Here is a 16420-nt window from a genome sequence, read left to right as displayed (position 1 = left end):
ACTGCGCAAGAATTATGACCGCGAGCAGATAACTCCGGAGTGATGACTGCGGCCGACGACCGCCAGGCGCGGGCCCTCGCGGTAGCCCCGGCCGTTACGGTAGGGGGCCGCTAGCCCCCGCTCTCTCCTCTCACGTCCCGACGCACCGCCTTTCGAGCGCGTAGGCCACCGGCCAGTCCGGACGACGCCCGTGATGTTTCCGTACGACGGCCAGTGTGGCCGACCGCCTCGCGCGACAGCCGCGACAACCGACCAGTCCACGCGACAGCCATGACAGCCGAGCAATCTCAGACGACCGACGACAGCCGATCGCAGACGACCGCATCGAAACCGACCGGCGAGTACGACCCCCGAGCGGTGGAACAGAAGTGGCAACAGTACTGGGTCGAGCGGGAGACCTACGCCTACGAGGGCGATCCCGAGACCGACCCCAGTACCGTCTTCTCCATCGACACGCCGCCGCCGACCGTCTCGGGCGACCTCCACATGGGCCACCTCTACGGCCACACCCTCCAGGACTTCGCCGCCCGGTTCCGCCGGATGCGCCGGTCAGAGGTGTTCTTCCCCTTCGGCTACGACGACAACGGCATCGCCTCCGAGCGCCTGACCGAGCGCGACCTGGGCATCCGCCACCAGGACTTCTCGCGCCGGGAGTTCCAGGAGAAGTGCCGGGAGGTCTGCCGAAAGTACGAGGCCGACTTCACCGAGAAGATGCAGGGGCTCGGGGTCTCCATCGACTGGTCGCGGACGTACAAGACCATCGAGCCCCGCGTCCAGCGCGTCTCACAGCTCTCGTTCGTCGAGCTGTACGAGGACGGCCGAGAGTACCGCCAGGAGGCGCCGGCCATCTGGTGTCCGGAGTGCGAGACCGCCATCTCGCAGGTCGAGACCGAGGACGCCGAGCGCGACGCCCGCTTCAACGACGTCGCGTTCCCGCTCGCGAGCACCGACGGGGAGCTCGTCGTCTCGACGACGCGCCCGGAGCTCGTCCCGGCGTGCGTCGCGATGTTCGTCCACCCCGACGACGAGGAGCACGCCCACCTCGCGGGCGAGACCGCCGAGGTCCCGCTGTTCGGCCACGAGGTGCCCATCATCGCCGACGAGCGGGTCGACCTGGAGACCGGGACCGGCGCGGTGATGTCGTGTACGTTCGGCGACCGGACCGACATCGAGTGGTACCGGGCCCACGACCTGCCGCTCCGGGTCGGCGTCGACGAGTCGGGCACGATGACCGACCTCGCGGGCCCCTACGAGGGGATGTCCACCGAGCAGGCCCGCGAGGCAATCGTGGACGACCTGGAGGCGGAGGGGTACCTGCGCGACCGCCGGCCAGTCACCCACACCGTCAACGTCCACGAGCGCTGCGGCACCGACGTCGAGTTCCTCGTCACCGAGCAGTGGTACGTGAAGCTGCTCGACCGCAAGGAGGCGTACCTGGAGGCCGGCCGCGAGATGGACTGGTACCCCGAGAAGATGTTCACCCGGTACGAGCACTGGATCGAGGGCCTGGAGTGGGACTGGTGCATCTCCCGCCAGCGCGACTCGGGCATCCCGTTCCCGGTCTGGTACTGCGGGGACTGCGGGAGCGAGGTCGTCGCGGACCGCGCCGACCTGCCGGTCGACCCCCTCGCCGACGACCCGCCGGTCGAGACCTGCCCCGACTGCGGCCACGACGAGTTCGTCCCCGAGGAGGACGTCTTCGACACCTGGGCCACCTCGTCGCTGACGCCCCTGATCAACGCCGGCTGGGACTACGACGAGGAGACCGGCGAGACCGAGATGGCCAACCCGGAGCTCTACCGGTTCGACCTCCGGCCGCAGGGCCACGACATCATCTCGTTCTGGCTGTTCCACACGGTCGTCAAGTGCCTCGAACACACCGGCGAGCCCCCGTTCGACGCGGTGCTGATAAACGGCCACGTCCTCGACGAGAACCGCGAGAAGATGTCCTCCTCGAAGGGCAACGTGGTCGCGCCCGAGGAGGCGCTCGCCGAGTACCCCGTCGACGCGGTCCGGTACTGGGCGGCCGGCACCGCGGTCGGCGACGACTTTCCCTACAGCGAGAAGGACCTCCGGACGGGCGACCGGCTGCTCACGAAGCTCTGGAACGCCTCGAAGCTGGTCGCCGACCTGACTCCCGACGAGGACCACGACAGCCCCGAGGAACCGGACGACCTCGCGGCGATCGACCGGTGGCTGCTGGCCGAACTCGACGCGGTCGTCGCAGACGTCACCGAGCACATGGACGCCTACGAGTTCTCGAAGGCCCGCGACCGGCTCCGGAGCTTCTTCTGGAACACGTTCTGCGACGACTACCTCGAGATCGCCAAGCAGCGCGCGGCCTCCCCGTCGCGGGACTTCGCGCTGGCGAGCGCCCACCGGACCTTCCTGCAGCTGTTCGCGCCGCTGCTGCCCCACGTCACGGAGGAGCTGTGGCGGACGATGCACGGCGACGAGAGCGTCCACACCACCGACTGGCCCGACCCCGCGGGCTACGAGGCCGACCTCGCGGCGGGCGAGACCGCGATGGCGGTCGTCTCGGCGCTCCGGAAGTACAAGACCGAGCACCAGCTCCCGCTCAACGCCGAACTCGACTCGGTGACCGTCTACGGCGACGTCGCGGGGTTCGAGGACGCGATCCGGGAGGTCGCACACGTCCGGGACCTCGACGTGACGGCGGGTGAGCCCGAGACGACGACCGAGATTAGCGACGTGAGCCTCGACTACGAGACGGTCGGCCCGAAGTACGGCGAGGCGGTCGGCGACATCGAGGCCGCCGTCGAGGCGGGCGACTTCGAACTGGACGGCGACCGGCTCCGGGCCGCGGGCGAGACGCTGGAGCCCGGGGAGTTCGCTGTCGAGCGCGAGCGCACCTACGCCGGCGAGGGCGGGATGCTGGCGACGGAGTCTGCACTGGTCGTCGTTCGGGAGTAGGGCCGGCGGAATCCGCTACGGCGGACCCCGGTGATTACGCGTCCGGAATCCGGGCTTCCAGCTTCTTCACCCGGGTCGCGAGCGCCAGGAACGTGGCGGCGATCGTGATCACGACCGCCCCGGCGGCCGCGATCTCGTGGGTCGGCGACGGGTGGGTCGCGAACCCGTCCGGGCCGAGCCCCTGGCCCGGCAGCAGGGTGTGGTGGGCCGACCCGACGACGGGGACGAAGTAGTCGACGACGTCGTTGAGGCCGTACCAGACCACCGCGACGAGCACCGCGCCGACCGGGAAGTCGCTGTACCGGTGGATCAGGAACGCCTCGGCGACCATGCCGAGGTGGCTCCAGAACAGGAAGTTGTACATCCAGACCGAGTTGTACGAGAACCCCTCCATGAACGCCAGCAGGACGAACGGCGTCCAGAGTCCGAGCTTGAGGCAGCCGAAGAACGCGAGGGCGTTGACCACCTCGGAGCTGCGGCCCAGCTTCCAGAGCGCCAGGCTGGCCGCGATGAACAGGGTCGCCACCGGGCTGTCGGGGACGAACGGCCACATCACCGGCGGTTCGAGGCCGAACTGCAGGGTTATCAGGGGGTCCGACAGCGGGAGCGGGTGGAAGCCGTAGTACCAGAAGCCGAACGCGGTGCCGAGGAGGTTGACCGCGACGATGACCCACGCGTACCGCAGGGCGACGTCCTCCAGCCGCTCGGGCAGCGGGGCGAGGTACCGCGGGAGACGGTCGCGGTCGGGGAGCCGCGAGCGGCCGTCCCGGTCGGGGAGCATACCGGTGTCGTCTCACCTCCGGCGCAAAGCTCTGGCGGTCTCGGGCGGCGGGGCGGTGGGCTACCGGAGTCCCGGCAGGCGGCAGTGGTAATCGGTAGCCATTAACCGCTCGGCTCGCAACTCACTCGCATGGCCGACGAGACAGACATCGAGGAGCTCAAGCGCGGCAGCGAACTCGTCAAGCGCGGCTTCGCGCGGATGCAGAAGGGCGGGGTCATCATGGACGTGGTGAACCGCGAGCAGGCCCGCATCGCCGAGGACGCGGGCGCCGTCGCGGTGATGGCGCTCGAGGCCGTCCCGGCCGACATCCGCAAGCGCGGCGGGGTCGCCCGGATGGCCGACCCCGCCGACGTCGAGGAGATCATCGACGAGGTGTCGATCCCGGTGATGGGCAAGGCCCGCATCGGCCACACGAAGGAGGCCCAGATCCTGGAGGCGGTCGGCGTCGACATGATCGACGAGTCGGAGGTGCTGACGCCCGCCGACGACCGCTACCACATCGACAAGCGCGAGTTCACCTCGCCGTTCGTCTGCGGCGCGCGGAACCTCGGCGAGGCGCTCCGGCGCATCGAGGAGGGCGCGGCGATGATCCGGACCAAGGGCGAGGCCGGCACCGGCGACGTCAACCAGGCGGTCCACCACCAGCGCAACATCAAGGGCGCGATCCGCGAGATCGAGGGGATGACCAAGGAGGAGCGCGAGGCGTTCGCCCGCGAGATCGAGGCGCCGGCCCACCTGGTCCACGAGACCGCCGAGGCGGGCCGGCTCCCGGTCGTCAACTTCGCGGCGGGCGGCATCGCCACGCCCGCGGACGCCGCGCTGATGATGCACCACGGCTGCGACGGCATCTTCGTCGGCTCGGGCATCTTCGGCGCCGAGGACCCCGAGGCGATGGCCGACGCCATCGTGGAGGCGACCAACAACTGGGACGACCCCGAGCGGCTGGCCGCCATCAGCAAGGACATCGGCGCGGGCATGAAGGGCGAGGCCAACGCCGACCTCCCCGAGGAAGAGCAGCTCCAGGGCCGCGGGAACTGAGCGGCGCGCTCGCAGTGCCCGCAGTTCGGACGCACGGCTGAATCAACGAGAATGACCGTCTACCTCACCGTCGACGACGCGCCCTCGGCCGACCTGCCCGAGAAGCTCGACCTGCTCGCCGACCGCGAGGTCCCCGCGCTCTTCTTCTGCGAGGGTCGGCGGCTGGCCGACCACCCCGAGCACGCCCGCCGGGCCGTCGAGGCCGGGTTCCACCTCGGCAACCACGCCTACTCCCACACGTCGGCGGCCGACCTCTCGGTCGCGGCGTTCCGCGACGAGGTCGAGCGGACCGAGTCGCTGATCCGGGACGCCTACGACCGGGCCGGCGCGACCCGGCCCGCGAAGCTGTTCCGCTTCCCGTACGGCGAGAAGGGCGGCGAGGACGCCGACGCGTTCCAGCGAGTACTCGCGGACCGGAGGTTCGTCCCGCCGGACCCGGACCGGCTCGGCGACCGGTACGCCGACCGCCACGCAGGCGACCGCGACTGGTACTGGACGGTCGACCTCCGGGACTGGGAGGTCGACTCCCCCGACGAACTCCGGGACCGGGTCGACTCCGCGGCCGAGCGTCTCGACGGCGAGTCGTCGACCATCGTCCTCTTCCACGACGCCGGCAACTCCACGGAGCTGTTCGAGGCGTTTCTCGACGCCCTCGACGATCAGGGAGTCGACTTCGGCGACCCGCTCGACCTGCTCGACTGAATCGGCGTCCGGTCTGATTCCCCCGCCGTCGGCTCCCTGCTACGACCGGTAGCGCACCGCACCGCCGCCGATCTCGGTCTGGTAGGCGCGGGCCTCGACGCCGGCGTCGGCGAACGCCTCGACCATCGCCGAGGCGACCGCCCGGCGCTGGCGCCGGTGGCGACACACCGCCAGCACGCCGGGGCCGGCGCCCGAGACGGTCACGCCGGTCGCGCCGGCCTCTGCGGCGGCCTCGGCGACCGCGTCGTAGCCGTCGATGAGGTCGGCGCGGGCCGGCGTCACCACCGGGTCGGTCAGCCCCCGACCGACCAGGTCGGGGTCCGACCGGCACATCCCGGCGACCAGCGTCGAGGCGTTGCCGACCGTCTCGACCATCTCGTCCATCGCGACCGACTCGGGGACGACCCCGCGGGCGTCGCGGGTCGACACGACGGTCTCTGGCAGGCAGACCACCACGGGGAGGTCGGCGTCGACGCACGTGACGCCGTCGTCGGTCACGACCGTGAACCCGCCGAGGATCGAGGGTGCGACGTTGTCGGCGTGGGCGTCGCCCGAGACGACCGCCTCGCCCTCGGCCGCGACCCGGACCAGTTCCTTCCGGGAGAGCCCGCAGTCGTAGAGCTCGTTCAGCGCGACCGCCGCGCCCGCCGCGCTGGCGGCCGACGACCCCAGTCCAGAGGAGGGCCGGACGCCCTTGTCGATCCGGATGCGGGCCGGCGCGTCGAGTTCGCGCGCGACGACCCCCGCGGTGTTCTCCGCCGGGTCGGTCGGGATGAACTCCGCGCCCGCGCCGGTCACCTCGATCGTGGTCTCGTCCGCGCGCTCGACCCGCACCACGTCGGCGGGACGGGTCAGCGCCACCCCGAACACGTCGAAGCCGCTCCCCAGGTTCGCACTCGTCGCCGGCGCCCGCACCGTGAGCATGGCCGTGCATTATCAGGGCCAAATCAAAAGTCTGCCGGGGCGGGCTCGCCCCGGCCCCGGTCGCGCTCCGGCCCAATCGCGTTCTGCTCCGGTCGCGCTGCGACTCGACCCCGGTCGAGTGCGCCGGGCCGAGTCCGGTCGAGCGTGGGCGTTCGGCCGAACCCCGGTCGAGCTCCCGCCGAGGCGTCGTACTGTCCGCTTTCTTTAAGCCTTTATGCGAGGGCGGCGCAGTCACCCCCATGGAGCCCCACATTCTGATACTCGGCGCGCCGGGCGCAGGCAAGGGTACCCAGAGCGACAACATCGTCGAGGAGTTCGGCGTCGAGCACGTCACGACCGGTGACGCGCTCCGCGCGAACAAGGAGATGGACATCAGCCACCTGGGGCTGGAGTACGACACGCCGGGCGAGTACATGGACCGCGGCGAGCTCGTCCCCGACGAGGTGGTCAACGAGATCGTCGACACCGCCCTCGACGAGGCCGACGGGTTCGTCCTCGACGGCTACCCGCGGAACTTGGACCAGGCCGAGACCCTCTCGGAGATGACCGACCTCGACGTCGTGCTCTACCTCGACGTCGACGAGGAGGAGCTCGTCGAGCGGCTCACCGGCCGCCGGCTCGACCCCGAGACCGGCGACATCTACCACGTCGAGTTCAACATGCCCGACGACGAGGAGGTCCGCCAGCGCCTCGTCCAACGCGAGGACGACACCGAGGAGACGGTCCGCGAGCGCATCCGCGTCTACCAGGAGAACACCGAACCGGTCATCGAGTTCTACGAGGAGGAGGGCGACCTCATCCGCATCGACGGCGAGCAGACCCCCGACGAGGTCTGGGACGACGTGAAGTCCGCCATCGAGGAGAACGCCTGAGGCCGTCTCCCGTTTCCGTCCGATAGTCACCGCTTTTCGGGAGCGACGCGACCACCTGCGAGCGACACGACCACCTGCGAGCGACACGACCTCCTGCGAGCGACATAACCCCTGTGGGCGGCACGCCCGCCCGTCGGGCGGTGAACCGACTCTCGTCAGCCGGACGAGCGGACCGGGTCCAGGGCGCCTACGACGACCGAGACGCCCGATTACGCGGGCCGGACGGGTCGACTAAAGACGAAAGTTGATTAACCGGGGGATTCCAAATCCCTCCAATGGCACGGACCGCGGACAAGATAGAGTCGCTCATCGCCGACGACTCGGCGATGGCCGACGCCCTGGCGGTCGTCTACGACCGCACGGACGGCGGCTCCGACCGCATCGAGTGGGCCGACGTGAACGACGCGCTCACGAGCGGTCAGTGGGGTCGCCTCATCGAGAAGGACGTCCTCGAGAGCGTCGGCGACGAGTTCCGGCTCGCCGACCCCGACGCGGTCGAGGCGGCGCTCGACGACGAGCCCCCTACCGTCACGTCGACCGACACCGACGCCGACGTCGCTGACATCGACGACGACGAGTCGTCGTGGACCAAGTGGGACAAGCTGGCGGCGGTCGGCGCCGCCGGCCTGTTCCTGGGCTACTCCCAGCGGCCGATCCGCGACGTCGTCGGCGGCACCGTCGACGTCGTGCTCGGACCGGTCGACGCGGTGGTCCCGTTCTACGTCGTCGTGCTGGTCGTCGCGCTGCTGACCGGGCTGTTCACCACGCTGCTCCAGGCCAACCTGATGGACATGGAGAAGATGAGCGCCTACCAGCAGCGCATGAAGGACATCCAGGAGAAGCGCAAGCAGGCCCAGGAGCGGGGCGACGACGAGGCGCTCGAGGAGATCCGCGAGGAGCAGATGGACGCGATGGGCGACCAGATGGGCATGTTCAAGGAGCAGTTCCGCCCGATGGTCTGGACGATGTTCGTCACCATCCCGGTGTTCCTCTGGATCTACTGGATGGTGCTCGACGGCCACGTCAGCGCGGGCGAGTGGACCATCGTCGCGCCGCTCATCGGCGAGGCGCGGTGGACCTCGAAGGTGCTGGGCCCGATGCAGCTCTGGATCGTCTGGTACTTCCTCTGCTCGATGAGCTTCACCCAGCTCCTCCGGAAGTCGCTGAACATCCAGACGACGCCGACGTAGGCGGCGCCGGCGCTCTCGGCTCTCGACTCCCCTTCTCTCGGCTCCCGATCCTCTCCATCCCGCTCCCGCTTCACCTGCGAACCTCCCCGTGTGACGGCCTCGCGCACCGCGTCGGCCCGACCTCCGGGCCGAGTTCAAAACCTCTTTGAGACCGCCACTCCGAGAAGGGATATGTTGATCACAGTCTCCGGCCCGCCGGGGAGCGGGAAGAGCACGACGGCCTCCAAGCTGGCCGATGCGCTGGATCTCGAACACAAAAGCGGCGGAGACATCTTCCGGGAACTGGCCGCCGAGCGCGGCTACTCGACGCTGGAGTTCAACAAGCTCGCCGAGGAGGACGACCAGATCGACCGCGACCTCGACCGCCGGCTCGCCGACATCGCGGCCGAGGAGGACGACCTGGTGCTCGAGTCCCGGCTCGCCGGCTGGCTCGCCGGCGACCACGCCGACTTCCGGGTGTGGCTCGACGCGCCCCTCGACGTGCGGGCCGAGCGCATCGCCGAGCGCGAGGAGAAGCCGGTCGACAACGCCCGCGAGGAGACCGCGGCCCGCGAGAGCAGCGAGACCGACCGGTACCGCGAGTACTACGGCATCGACATCACGAACCTCAAGATCTACGACCTCTCGATTAACACCGCGCGGTGGGACGCCGACGCGGTGCTGGACATGCTGGTGACCGCCGTCGAGGAGTACGACGCCGGCGTCGACGAGGGCAAGTACCCCGTGGAACTCGACGCGGACTTCTGACGCCATGCTCCGTGGACCGCCGGACGACCGTTCGCCCGACGAACTGCTCGCGTTCGGCGTCGTCAACCTCGACAAGCCGCCGGGCCCCTCGGCCCACCAGGTCGCGGCGTGGGTCCGCGATTTAGCCGACGTCGACCGGGCGGCCCACGCCGGCACGCTCGACCCGAAGGTCACGGGCTGTCTCCCGGTGCTCACCGGCGCCGCGACCCGGCTCTCGCAGGTGTTCCTCGAGGGCGCGAAGGAGTACGTCGCGGTGCTGGAGCTCCACGACGACCCGCCGGCCGACCTCGAGGCCATCGTCTCGGAGTTCGAGGGGCCGCTCTACCAGAAGCCCCCGCGAAAGAGCGCGGTCGCCCGCCGGCTCCGCGTCCGGGAGGTGTACGACCTCGACGTCCTGGAGGTGACGGAGCGCCAGGCGCTGCTGCGCATCCGGTGCGAGAGCGGGACGTACGTCAGGAAACTCTGTCACGACCTGGGACTGGCGCTCGGCACCGGCGCCCACATGGGCGACCTCCGCCGGACCGCGACCGACCCGTTCGACGACGCGACGCTGGTGACCATGGAGGACCTCGCCGACGCGCTGGCCCGGTGGCGGGAGGGCGAGGCGCGAAGCGCCTCGGAATCAACGAGCGGGGAGGAGCGTAGCCACGCCCCGCGAGCGGACGGCGAGGACGACTGGCTTCGGGAGGTCCTCAGCCCCGCGGAGCGCGCGCTCGACCACCTGCCGGCGGTCACCATCGCGCCGAGCGCGGCCGAGGAGGTTGCCAACGGCGCGCAGGTGTACGCCCCGGGCGTCATCGACGCGGAGGCAGCCGAGGAGGGACAGCTGGTCGCCTGCTACACCCCGAACGGGGCCGCGGTCTGCCTCGGCACGATGGTCGGCGACCCCGACGCCGAGTCGGGCGTCGTCGTGGAACTGGAGCGCGTGCTGGTGTAGCGCCTCGCCGCGGACCCACCTTTTTCACCGCGCCCTGCCACCCTCCGGACATGCAACTCGGCACCGCGGAATCCGCGCCCGGCGAACTCGCCACCGGCTGGCTCGACGTCACCGACCTCCCGACCGGCACCCCCGAACGCCTCCCCGTCGTCCTCGCGGAGGGCGAGGAAGACGGCCCGACGCTCTGGCTCACGGCCGCTGTCCACGGCAACGAGGTGACGGGCCTCGCGGTCGCGCAGGACGTGATGACCGACGACCTGGCGAGCGAGATTCGGGGGACCGTGGTCTGCATCCCGACGCTGAATCCGGCGGGACTCCGCCGCAACACCCGAACGTCCTACTACGACGACGAGGACCCCAACCGCTACTTCCCGGACCCCGACGCCGAGAGCGCGCGCCCGCCCAGCGTCCAGCAGCTGATCGACGAGCGCGTCTACGAGGCGTTCGCCGACTCGGCCGACGCGCTGGTCGACCTCCACACCGCCCACGTCGGGTCGATGCCGTTCCTCATCCGGGACAGGGTGCTATTTGGAGAGCACCGAAGCGAGGACGAAGCTCACGAGCTCGCCGACGACCTCGAATCGCTGGTCGACGCCTTCGGGATGCCGGTGGTCAACGAGTACGCCGCCGCGGAGTACGTCGAGCAGAACCTCCAGCGCTCGACCGCGGGTGCGGCCCTCAACAACGCCGGCATCCCCGCGTTCACGGCGGAACTCGGCGGTCACGCGGTCGTCGAGGAGGACGTCCGCGAGGCGGGCGTCGCCGGCGTCCGGAACGTCATGCGCGAACTCGACGTCCTGCCGGGCGACCCCGACCCCGGCGCGGTCGGTCCCGAGGCGCCGGTCGACTACCCGGTCAAGCGCGCGGTCCATCCCCACGCTGACACGCCCGGCATCGCGCGCCACCGGGTCGACGCGGGCGACGTGGTGACCGAGGGCGACGTCGTCGCCGAAATATGTACGCCCCACGGCGAGCGGAAGGCGACGGTCGAGTCCGAGCACGACGGCTACGTGCTCGGCCGGATGCACGGCGTGGCGGCGTACGAGAACGACGCGCTGGCGAGCATGGCGGTCCGCGACGACGGCGATCTGGTGGTTCCGCGTGATGCGGACGAGGGGTCCGACGGCGGGGAGTAAGTCCTGGCGATCGGGGAAAATCGCTCGACGTGAAACGAAGCGCTTAACTCAGGGACGGGCCTTTGTCGAATTGCACGCGAAGTGCACTGCGGGACCGTGGGGTAGCGGTATCCTCAGCGCATGGGGTGCGTTGGACCTGAGTTCGAATCTCGGCGGTCCCATTCCAACTTCAATTCCGTCCGATAATTCCCTGGTAGAGATCTGTAACCCGGCAACGAGAGACTACTCCCGCTCAGATTCTTCCATTTCACTCTCGGCTTGATACGGTGCCAGCGCCTCCCGCCACGCCGCCGGCAGCGACGCCGGTCGCCCGTCGTCGTCCAGATAGACCGACACCGTCCGCCCCGTAGCCGCCACCTCATCCCCATCCCGAAGTTCGTACTCGATGGTGAGGCTCGTCTCGCCGGTCTCGACGGGCCCCAGCGCGGCCGTGACAGTTCGGTCGGCACCGATGGGTGCCCGATAGTCGACGTCGAGCGACCGCACGACGGTCGGAGCCTCCGACAGCGAGACGTCCAGCACCTCCTCGAACAGGCGCTCCTTCGCTCGCTCGAAGTAGGCCGCGTAGACGACGTGGTTGACGTGCGCACGGGTGTCGAGGTCGCGGAACTGGACCGCGATGTCGTGGGTGAAGGTTCGATGGGTCACGTCCGCACCGACGCGGACTGTCGGTTTGAAATCACCTCTCCTCGCGTCTTGACGAGGTCGCGCCGTTCCGTCGCTCCGCGTCTGCCCCCGCAGCAACCACTTTCACTTCCGCCGTCCGGACGGCGAGCCTCTTAGTGGAAACCTCTCGGAACGACGGATATGTCGAAACAGACGAATCAGAACGCGGAGGGAACCGTGACCGACTACGGAGAGACGGTGGTCCAGTTGACGAAGCGTGCCGACGGGACGTGGGAGGCCACGCAGGCCGGCCTGCCGGTCGTCGGGACGGGCGAGTCGGCGGCCCGCGCCACCGAGGACATGGCCGCCAAGGTCGCGGCGTCGACCGAAGACGGGACCGAGTGACCGTCGCCGTATCAGTCTCGCCGGCCCGGTCTCCTTACTCGCCGTCCCGCCGCACGCCCGGGTTCGTGACCGCACCGTTCGCGGCGGAGTCGAACGCCGCGCCGTACTTCGCCAGCACGCCGTTCTGATACGCGAGCTCGGGTTCGTCGCGAGCGTCGAGGCGCGACTCGATCTCGTCGTCCGGGAGGTCGGCCTCGAGGGTCCGGTCGGGGATGTCGATGGTGACGCGGTCGCCGTCCTCCAGCGCCGCGATGGGACCGCCCACGAACGACTCCGGCGCGACGTGACCGATCATCGGCCCGCGGGTCGCGCCCGAGAACCGACCGTCGGTGACCATCGCGACGTCGTCCTCGTGGCCCGCGCCGACGACCGCGGAGGTGACCCCCAGCATCTCGCGCATGCCGGGCCCGCCCTGCGGTCCCTCGTTGCGGATGACGATGACGTCGCCCGACTCGATGCGGCCCTCCTGGACGTACTCCATCGCGTCCTCCTCGTTCTCGAAGACCCTGGCCGGCCCCTCGTGGTGGAAGTTGTCCTCGCCGGTGACCTTCAGGACCGCGCCGTCGGGCGCGAGGTTGCCCCGGAGGATCTTGATGGCTCCCTCCTCCTGCTTCGGTTCGTCGACGGTGTAGAGGAAGTCCGCGTCGATCTCGTCGTCGTCGGGCAGGTCGAGTTCGTCCAGCTCCTCCGCGATCGTCCGGCCGGTCACGGTCATCGCGTCGCCGTGGAACAGCCCGGCCTCCAGCAGCCGGCGGATGACGACGGGAATGCCGCCGATCTCGTGGAGGTCGTTCATCACGCGCTCGCCGCCCGGCTGGAGGTCGACGATCTTCGGGGTGCGCCGGGAGATGTCGTCGAAATCGCCGATGTCGAGGTCGATGCCCGCTTCGGCGGCCAGCGCGAGCAGGTGCAGCACCGCGTTGGTAGAGCCGCCGGTCGCCACCTGGAGCGTGATGGCGTTCTCGAACGACTCGCGGGTCAGGAACGTCGATGGGCGTCGGTCGTTCTCGATGCACTCCAGCGCGAGTTCGCCGGCGCGCTCGGCGACCTCGTAGCGCTCTTCGAACTCCGCGGGCGGGCTGGCGCTCCCCAGGGGAGCGAACCCGAGCGCCTCCGAGATGGAGGCCATGGTGTTGGCGGTGAACATCCCGCCGCACGACCCCGCGCCCGGACAGGCCTGGCGCTCGATCTCGTCGAGTTCGTCCTCGGACATCTCGCCCTCCGCGACCGCACCGACCCCCTCGAAGACCTGCTGGATGGTTATCTCCCGGCCCTCGTGCTCGCCGGGCATGATGGAGCCGCCGTACAGGAACACGGAGGGCAGGTCGGTCCGGACGGCCGCCATCATCATCCCCGGCAGGTTCTTGTCGCAGCCCGCGACCGTGACCAGCCCGTCCAGCCGCTCGCCGAACGCGACCAGTTCGACCGAGTCGGCGATGACCTCCCGGGAGACCAGCGACGCCCGCATCCCCTCGGTCCCCATCGAGATGGCGTCGGAGATGGTGATGGTGCCGAACTCGATTGGCATCCCGCCGGCCTCGTCGACGCCGTCGTAGGCCGACGCGGCCACGTCGTCGAGGTGGACGTTGCACGGCGTGATGTCGGCCGCGGGGTTGGCGACGCCGACCATCGGCGACGAGAGGTCCTCGTCGTCGTAGCCCATCGCGCGGAACATCGACCGGTGGGGCGCGCGCTCGACTCCTTCGGTGACCTCGCTGCTCGGGAGGTCGGCCGGTTTCTCGGACATACCCGGGGGTAGCCCCGGAGGGGCTTAAGTCCCATCGCTCGAACAAACGTTACTGTCGGACCCGAACCCGTTCGGTCTGCGGTTCCGGGCGGCCGCGACTGGGTCCACCGGCCCGGTCCTCGCGGCGGTCGCGTTCGCTCCCACGCAGTCATGTATCATCGCCGCCATCTCCCCGGTTCGCCGGTAGCTTTCGGTTTGGTCTGACAGTAACGAAGCCGGAACGGTGTGTTACCGGAACGCGTGGCAGCCGGTCCGAAACGCCGACGAAATCCTAGAATGAGAACATACTTTTCGGGCGGCCGTCGAAGGGAGGCCATGGACCAGACGGTGGCCGTCGCTCACTATCCGGAGGGCGCCGGCCACGCGACCCGGATGCTCGCGGTCGCCCAGGCCATCGAGAACGCGGGCGCGGAGATAGCGCTCGCCGGCGGCGGCCCCGGCTCCCGGTTCATCGAGCACAACGGCTACGACGTGTTCCGGGCCGCCCCGGTCGACTACATCGGCGACTACCAGGAGGGGTCGCTCGGCCGGGTCCTCACGCGCAGCCTCCCGTACAGCGCCAAGCGGGTGGTCGACCTGGTCCGGTGGCTCCGCCGGGTCGACCCCGCCGCGCTGGTGACCGACGACATGTTCGCGGCGATGGCCGCGTCGGTGACCGGGACGCCGCTGTACGTCGTCACCCACAACGCCGCCTCCTTCTACGACGCGGCGGTCGAGCAGGTGTTCACCTGGCTGCTCAACCGCTACCAGCTGCGGGCGGCCGAGTCGTTCCTCTACCCGGCGGTGTGGCCGCCCGACGACGGCGACCCGCCGGGCGTGACCCACGTCCCGCCCATCGCGCTCGACCCCGCGGGCTGTCGACCGCCCGAGGACGACCTCGAGGTGCTGGTGGTCCCGAGCGTCTACTCCACCGACTTCGACGTGCTCGCCGAGACGCTCCGGACCGAGGGCCACGACGTGACCCACGTCGGCGCCGACGGCTGGGAGGCGGTCCCCGCGCTCCTGCCGTGGGTCCGGGCCGCCGACGTAGTGGTCTGCTCGGGCTACTCCACCGTGATGGAGGCCGCGGTCGCCGGCACGCCCTGCGTGGTCTACCCCTTCACCGACGAGCAGCACGGCGTGACCCGCGTCCTCGAACGCCGGGGCGTCCGGGGGTTCCAGGTCGAGCACTCGGTCGCCCACGTGGCCCGCGCGGTCCGGCACCCGCCCGAGTCGCCCGACCACGAGAACGGCATCGAGCGCGTGGCCGACCACGTCCTCGCGGACCTGTCCTGACCCGGCCGCCGGCGGTGTGACCAGTTTTTGCCACTGCCGGAACGGGCAACCCGCTCCGGAGGGAACTCGCCGCCATGGCACGGGTCTCGGTCGGAGCGCGGCTCCACTTCGGCTTCCAGAACCTCTCGCTGGCCCACGAGCGCCTCTACGGGTCGCTCGGGGTCGCGCTCGACTCGCCGCGGGTCGTCGTGACCGCCGAGGCCGCCGAGCGCGTGCGCTGCGACCACGACGGCGCCCGCGACCACGTCCGCCGGGCGGTCGACCTGCTCGGCGTGCCGGGCGCCGACGTGACGGTCGAGCGCACGCTGCCCCGCCACGTCGGACTCGGGAGCGGGACCCAGCTGGCACTCGCGGTCCTCGCCGCGGTCGCCCGCGCGCACGACCGGCAGCCACGGGTCCGCCAGCGCGCGCCGAAACTCGGTCGGGGCGGCCGGAGCGGCGTCGGGGTCGCCGCCTTCGAGGACGGCGGGTTCGTCCTCGACGCCGGCCATCCCACCGAGCGGTTCACGGCCGACCGGCCCCCGCGGGGAGAGTGGGCGGTCCCGGCGGTCGCGGCCCGCCACGCGGTGCCCGACGACTGGCGGTTCGTGGTCGTCCTGCCGGACGCCGACCCCGGCCGGAGCGGCGACGACGAGGACGCCAGCATGCGGGCGGTCGTCGAGCGCGCCGACCCGACCATCGCCGACGAGATCGCCGCGGTGGTCACTCGGCGCGTCCTCCCCGCGGTCGCGACGGGCGACGCCGAGGCGTTCGGCGCGGCGGTCGCCGAGGTCGGCCGGCTCAACGGCGCGTGGTACGCCGACGAGCAGGGCGGCGTCTACCGGCCGCCGGTCGGCGAACTGGTCGCGGCGCTCGGCGACGCGACGGCGATCGCCGGCGCCGGCCAGTCGTCGTGGGGGCCCGCGGTCTACGGCGTGACGACCGAGCGCCGCGCCGGCGCGGCCCGCGAGGCGGCGGAGGCGGCGCTCTCGACGGTCGGCGTCGACGGTGACGTGCTGGTCGCCGAACCCCGGAACCGCGGCGCGCGGGTCGAGGCGAGCGATGGCGCAGTCCTCTCGGAGTAGCCGGACTGGCGGTCCCGCGGCGTGCGGAGGGTGCGCACGCCGTTCTCGGCCGGAACCGCGCG

General features: G+C 70.6%; 15 protein-coding genes and 1 tRNA gene. 12 read left to right on the top strand and 4 right to left on the bottom strand.

The window, feature by feature from the left end; genetic code table 11:
* Nucleotides 1-270 precede the first annotated feature (270 nt).
* A complete protein-coding gene (locus ACQUQF_RS03940; protein ID WP_435175920.1) occupies nucleotides 271-2934 on the top strand; it encodes a valine--tRNA ligase in 2664 nt (887 codons plus the stop codon).
* A gap of 34 nt (nucleotides 2935-2968) precedes the next feature.
* On the opposite strand, the gene ACQUQF_RS03935 is transcribed toward ACQUQF_RS03940, so the two are convergent.
* The gene (locus ACQUQF_RS03935; RefSeq protein WP_435175918.1) at nucleotides 2969-3715 is read right to left on the bottom strand and encodes a DUF1405 domain-containing protein; all 747 of its coding nucleotides are present in this window, start codon (nucleotides 3713-3715) and stop codon (nucleotides 2969-2971) included.
* Between the two features lie 129 nt (nucleotides 3716-3844).
* Here ACQUQF_RS03935 and pdxS point away from each other — a divergent pair, with 129 nt between their 5' ends.
* Nucleotides 3845-4753: a pyridoxal 5'-phosphate synthase lyase subunit PdxS gene (pdxS, locus tag ACQUQF_RS03930; protein WP_435175917.1), complete on the top strand. Its 909-nt coding sequence runs from the start codon at nucleotides 3845-3847 to the stop codon at nucleotides 4751-4753.
* A 51-nt stretch (nucleotides 4754-4804) separates the two neighbouring features.
* Entirely contained in the window at nucleotides 4805-5455 is a 651-nt protein-coding gene (locus ACQUQF_RS03925; protein WP_435175915.1) for a polysaccharide deacetylase family protein, read from the top strand.
* A gap of 39 nt (nucleotides 5456-5494) precedes the next feature.
* Here ACQUQF_RS03925 and ACQUQF_RS03920 read toward each other — a convergent pair whose 3' ends face one another.
* Entirely contained in the window at nucleotides 5495-6379 is an 885-nt protein-coding gene (locus ACQUQF_RS03920; protein ID WP_435175913.1) for a homoserine kinase, read from the bottom strand.
* A 239-nt stretch (nucleotides 6380-6618) separates the two neighbouring features.
* Between ACQUQF_RS03920 and ACQUQF_RS03915 the strand changes: the two genes are divergently transcribed.
* The 6 genes from ACQUQF_RS03915 (at nucleotide 6619) to ACQUQF_RS03890 (ending at nucleotide 11422) form a co-directional block, all read left to right on the top strand.
* Nucleotides 6619-7251 carry an adenylate kinase gene (locus ACQUQF_RS03915; protein WP_435175911.1) on the top strand — a complete coding sequence of 211 codons (633 nt, stop codon included), beginning with the start codon at nucleotides 6619-6621 and terminating at the stop codon, nucleotides 7249-7251.
* A gap of 275 nt (nucleotides 7252-7526) precedes the next feature.
* Complete coding sequence (locus ACQUQF_RS03910) at nucleotides 7527-8441, top strand: DUF106 domain-containing protein (RefSeq protein ID WP_435175909.1); 915 nt, start codon at nucleotides 7527-7529, stop codon at nucleotides 8439-8441.
* Between the two features lie 171 nt (nucleotides 8442-8612).
* Complete coding sequence (cmk, locus tag ACQUQF_RS03905) at nucleotides 8613-9188, top strand: (d)CMP kinase (RefSeq protein ID WP_435175907.1); 576 nt, start codon at nucleotides 8613-8615, stop codon at nucleotides 9186-9188.
* Nucleotides 9189-9192: 4 nt separating this feature from the next.
* Nucleotides 9193-10125 (top strand): RNA-guided pseudouridylation complex pseudouridine synthase subunit Cbf5, encoded by a 933-nt coding sequence (locus ACQUQF_RS03900; protein ID WP_435175905.1) that lies wholly within the window; start codon nucleotides 9193-9195, stop codon nucleotides 10123-10125.
* Nucleotides 10126-10175: 50 nt separating this feature from the next.
* Complete coding sequence (locus tag ACQUQF_RS03895; protein ID WP_435175903.1) at nucleotides 10176-11261, top strand: succinylglutamate desuccinylase/aspartoacylase family protein; 1086 nt, start codon at nucleotides 10176-10178, stop codon at nucleotides 11259-11261.
* Nucleotides 11262-11351: 90 nt separating this feature from the next.
* A tRNA-Pro gene (locus tag ACQUQF_RS03890) sits at nucleotides 11352-11422 on the top strand.
* A gap of 61 nt (nucleotides 11423-11483) precedes the next feature.
* Here ACQUQF_RS03890 and ACQUQF_RS03885 read toward each other — a convergent pair.
* Nucleotides 11484-11909 carry an acyl-CoA thioesterase gene (locus ACQUQF_RS03885; RefSeq protein ID WP_435175901.1) on the bottom strand — a complete coding sequence of 142 codons (426 nt, stop codon included), beginning with the start codon at nucleotides 11907-11909 and terminating at the stop codon, nucleotides 11484-11486.
* Between the two features lie 159 nt (nucleotides 11910-12068).
* Here ACQUQF_RS03885 and ACQUQF_RS03880 point away from each other — a divergent pair, with 159 nt between their 5' ends.
* Entirely contained in the window at nucleotides 12069-12272 is a 204-nt protein-coding gene (locus ACQUQF_RS03880; protein ID WP_435175899.1) for a hypothetical protein, read from the top strand.
* A 34-nt stretch (nucleotides 12273-12306) separates the two neighbouring features.
* On the opposite strand, the gene ilvD is transcribed toward ACQUQF_RS03880, so the two are convergent.
* Nucleotides 12307-14019: a dihydroxy-acid dehydratase gene (ilvD, locus tag ACQUQF_RS03875; RefSeq protein ID WP_435175897.1), complete on the bottom strand. Its 1713-nt coding sequence runs from the start codon at nucleotides 14017-14019 to the stop codon at nucleotides 12307-12309.
* Between the two features lie 315 nt (nucleotides 14020-14334).
* Between ilvD and ACQUQF_RS03870 the strand changes: the two genes are divergently transcribed.
* Together ACQUQF_RS03870 and ACQUQF_RS03865 are read left to right on the top strand one after the other, a co-directional pair.
* Complete coding sequence (locus ACQUQF_RS03870; protein ID WP_435175895.1) at nucleotides 14335-15294, top strand: glycosyltransferase; 960 nt, start codon at nucleotides 14335-14337, stop codon at nucleotides 15292-15294.
* A 74-nt stretch (nucleotides 15295-15368) separates the two neighbouring features.
* Nucleotides 15369-16358: a beta-ribofuranosylaminobenzene 5'-phosphate synthase family protein gene (locus ACQUQF_RS03865; RefSeq protein WP_435175893.1), complete on the top strand. Its 990-nt coding sequence runs from the start codon at nucleotides 15369-15371 to the stop codon at nucleotides 16356-16358.
* The last annotated feature ends 62 nt before the right edge of the window (nucleotides 16359-16420 follow it).

This window comes from Halorussus sp. AFM4 (assembly GCF_051194995.1).
Lineage (GTDB): Archaea > Halobacteriota > Halobacteria > Halobacteriales > Haladaptataceae > Halorussus.
Note: the sequence above shows the minus strand (reverse complement) of the source record. Positions and strands in the feature narration are given on the sequence as shown.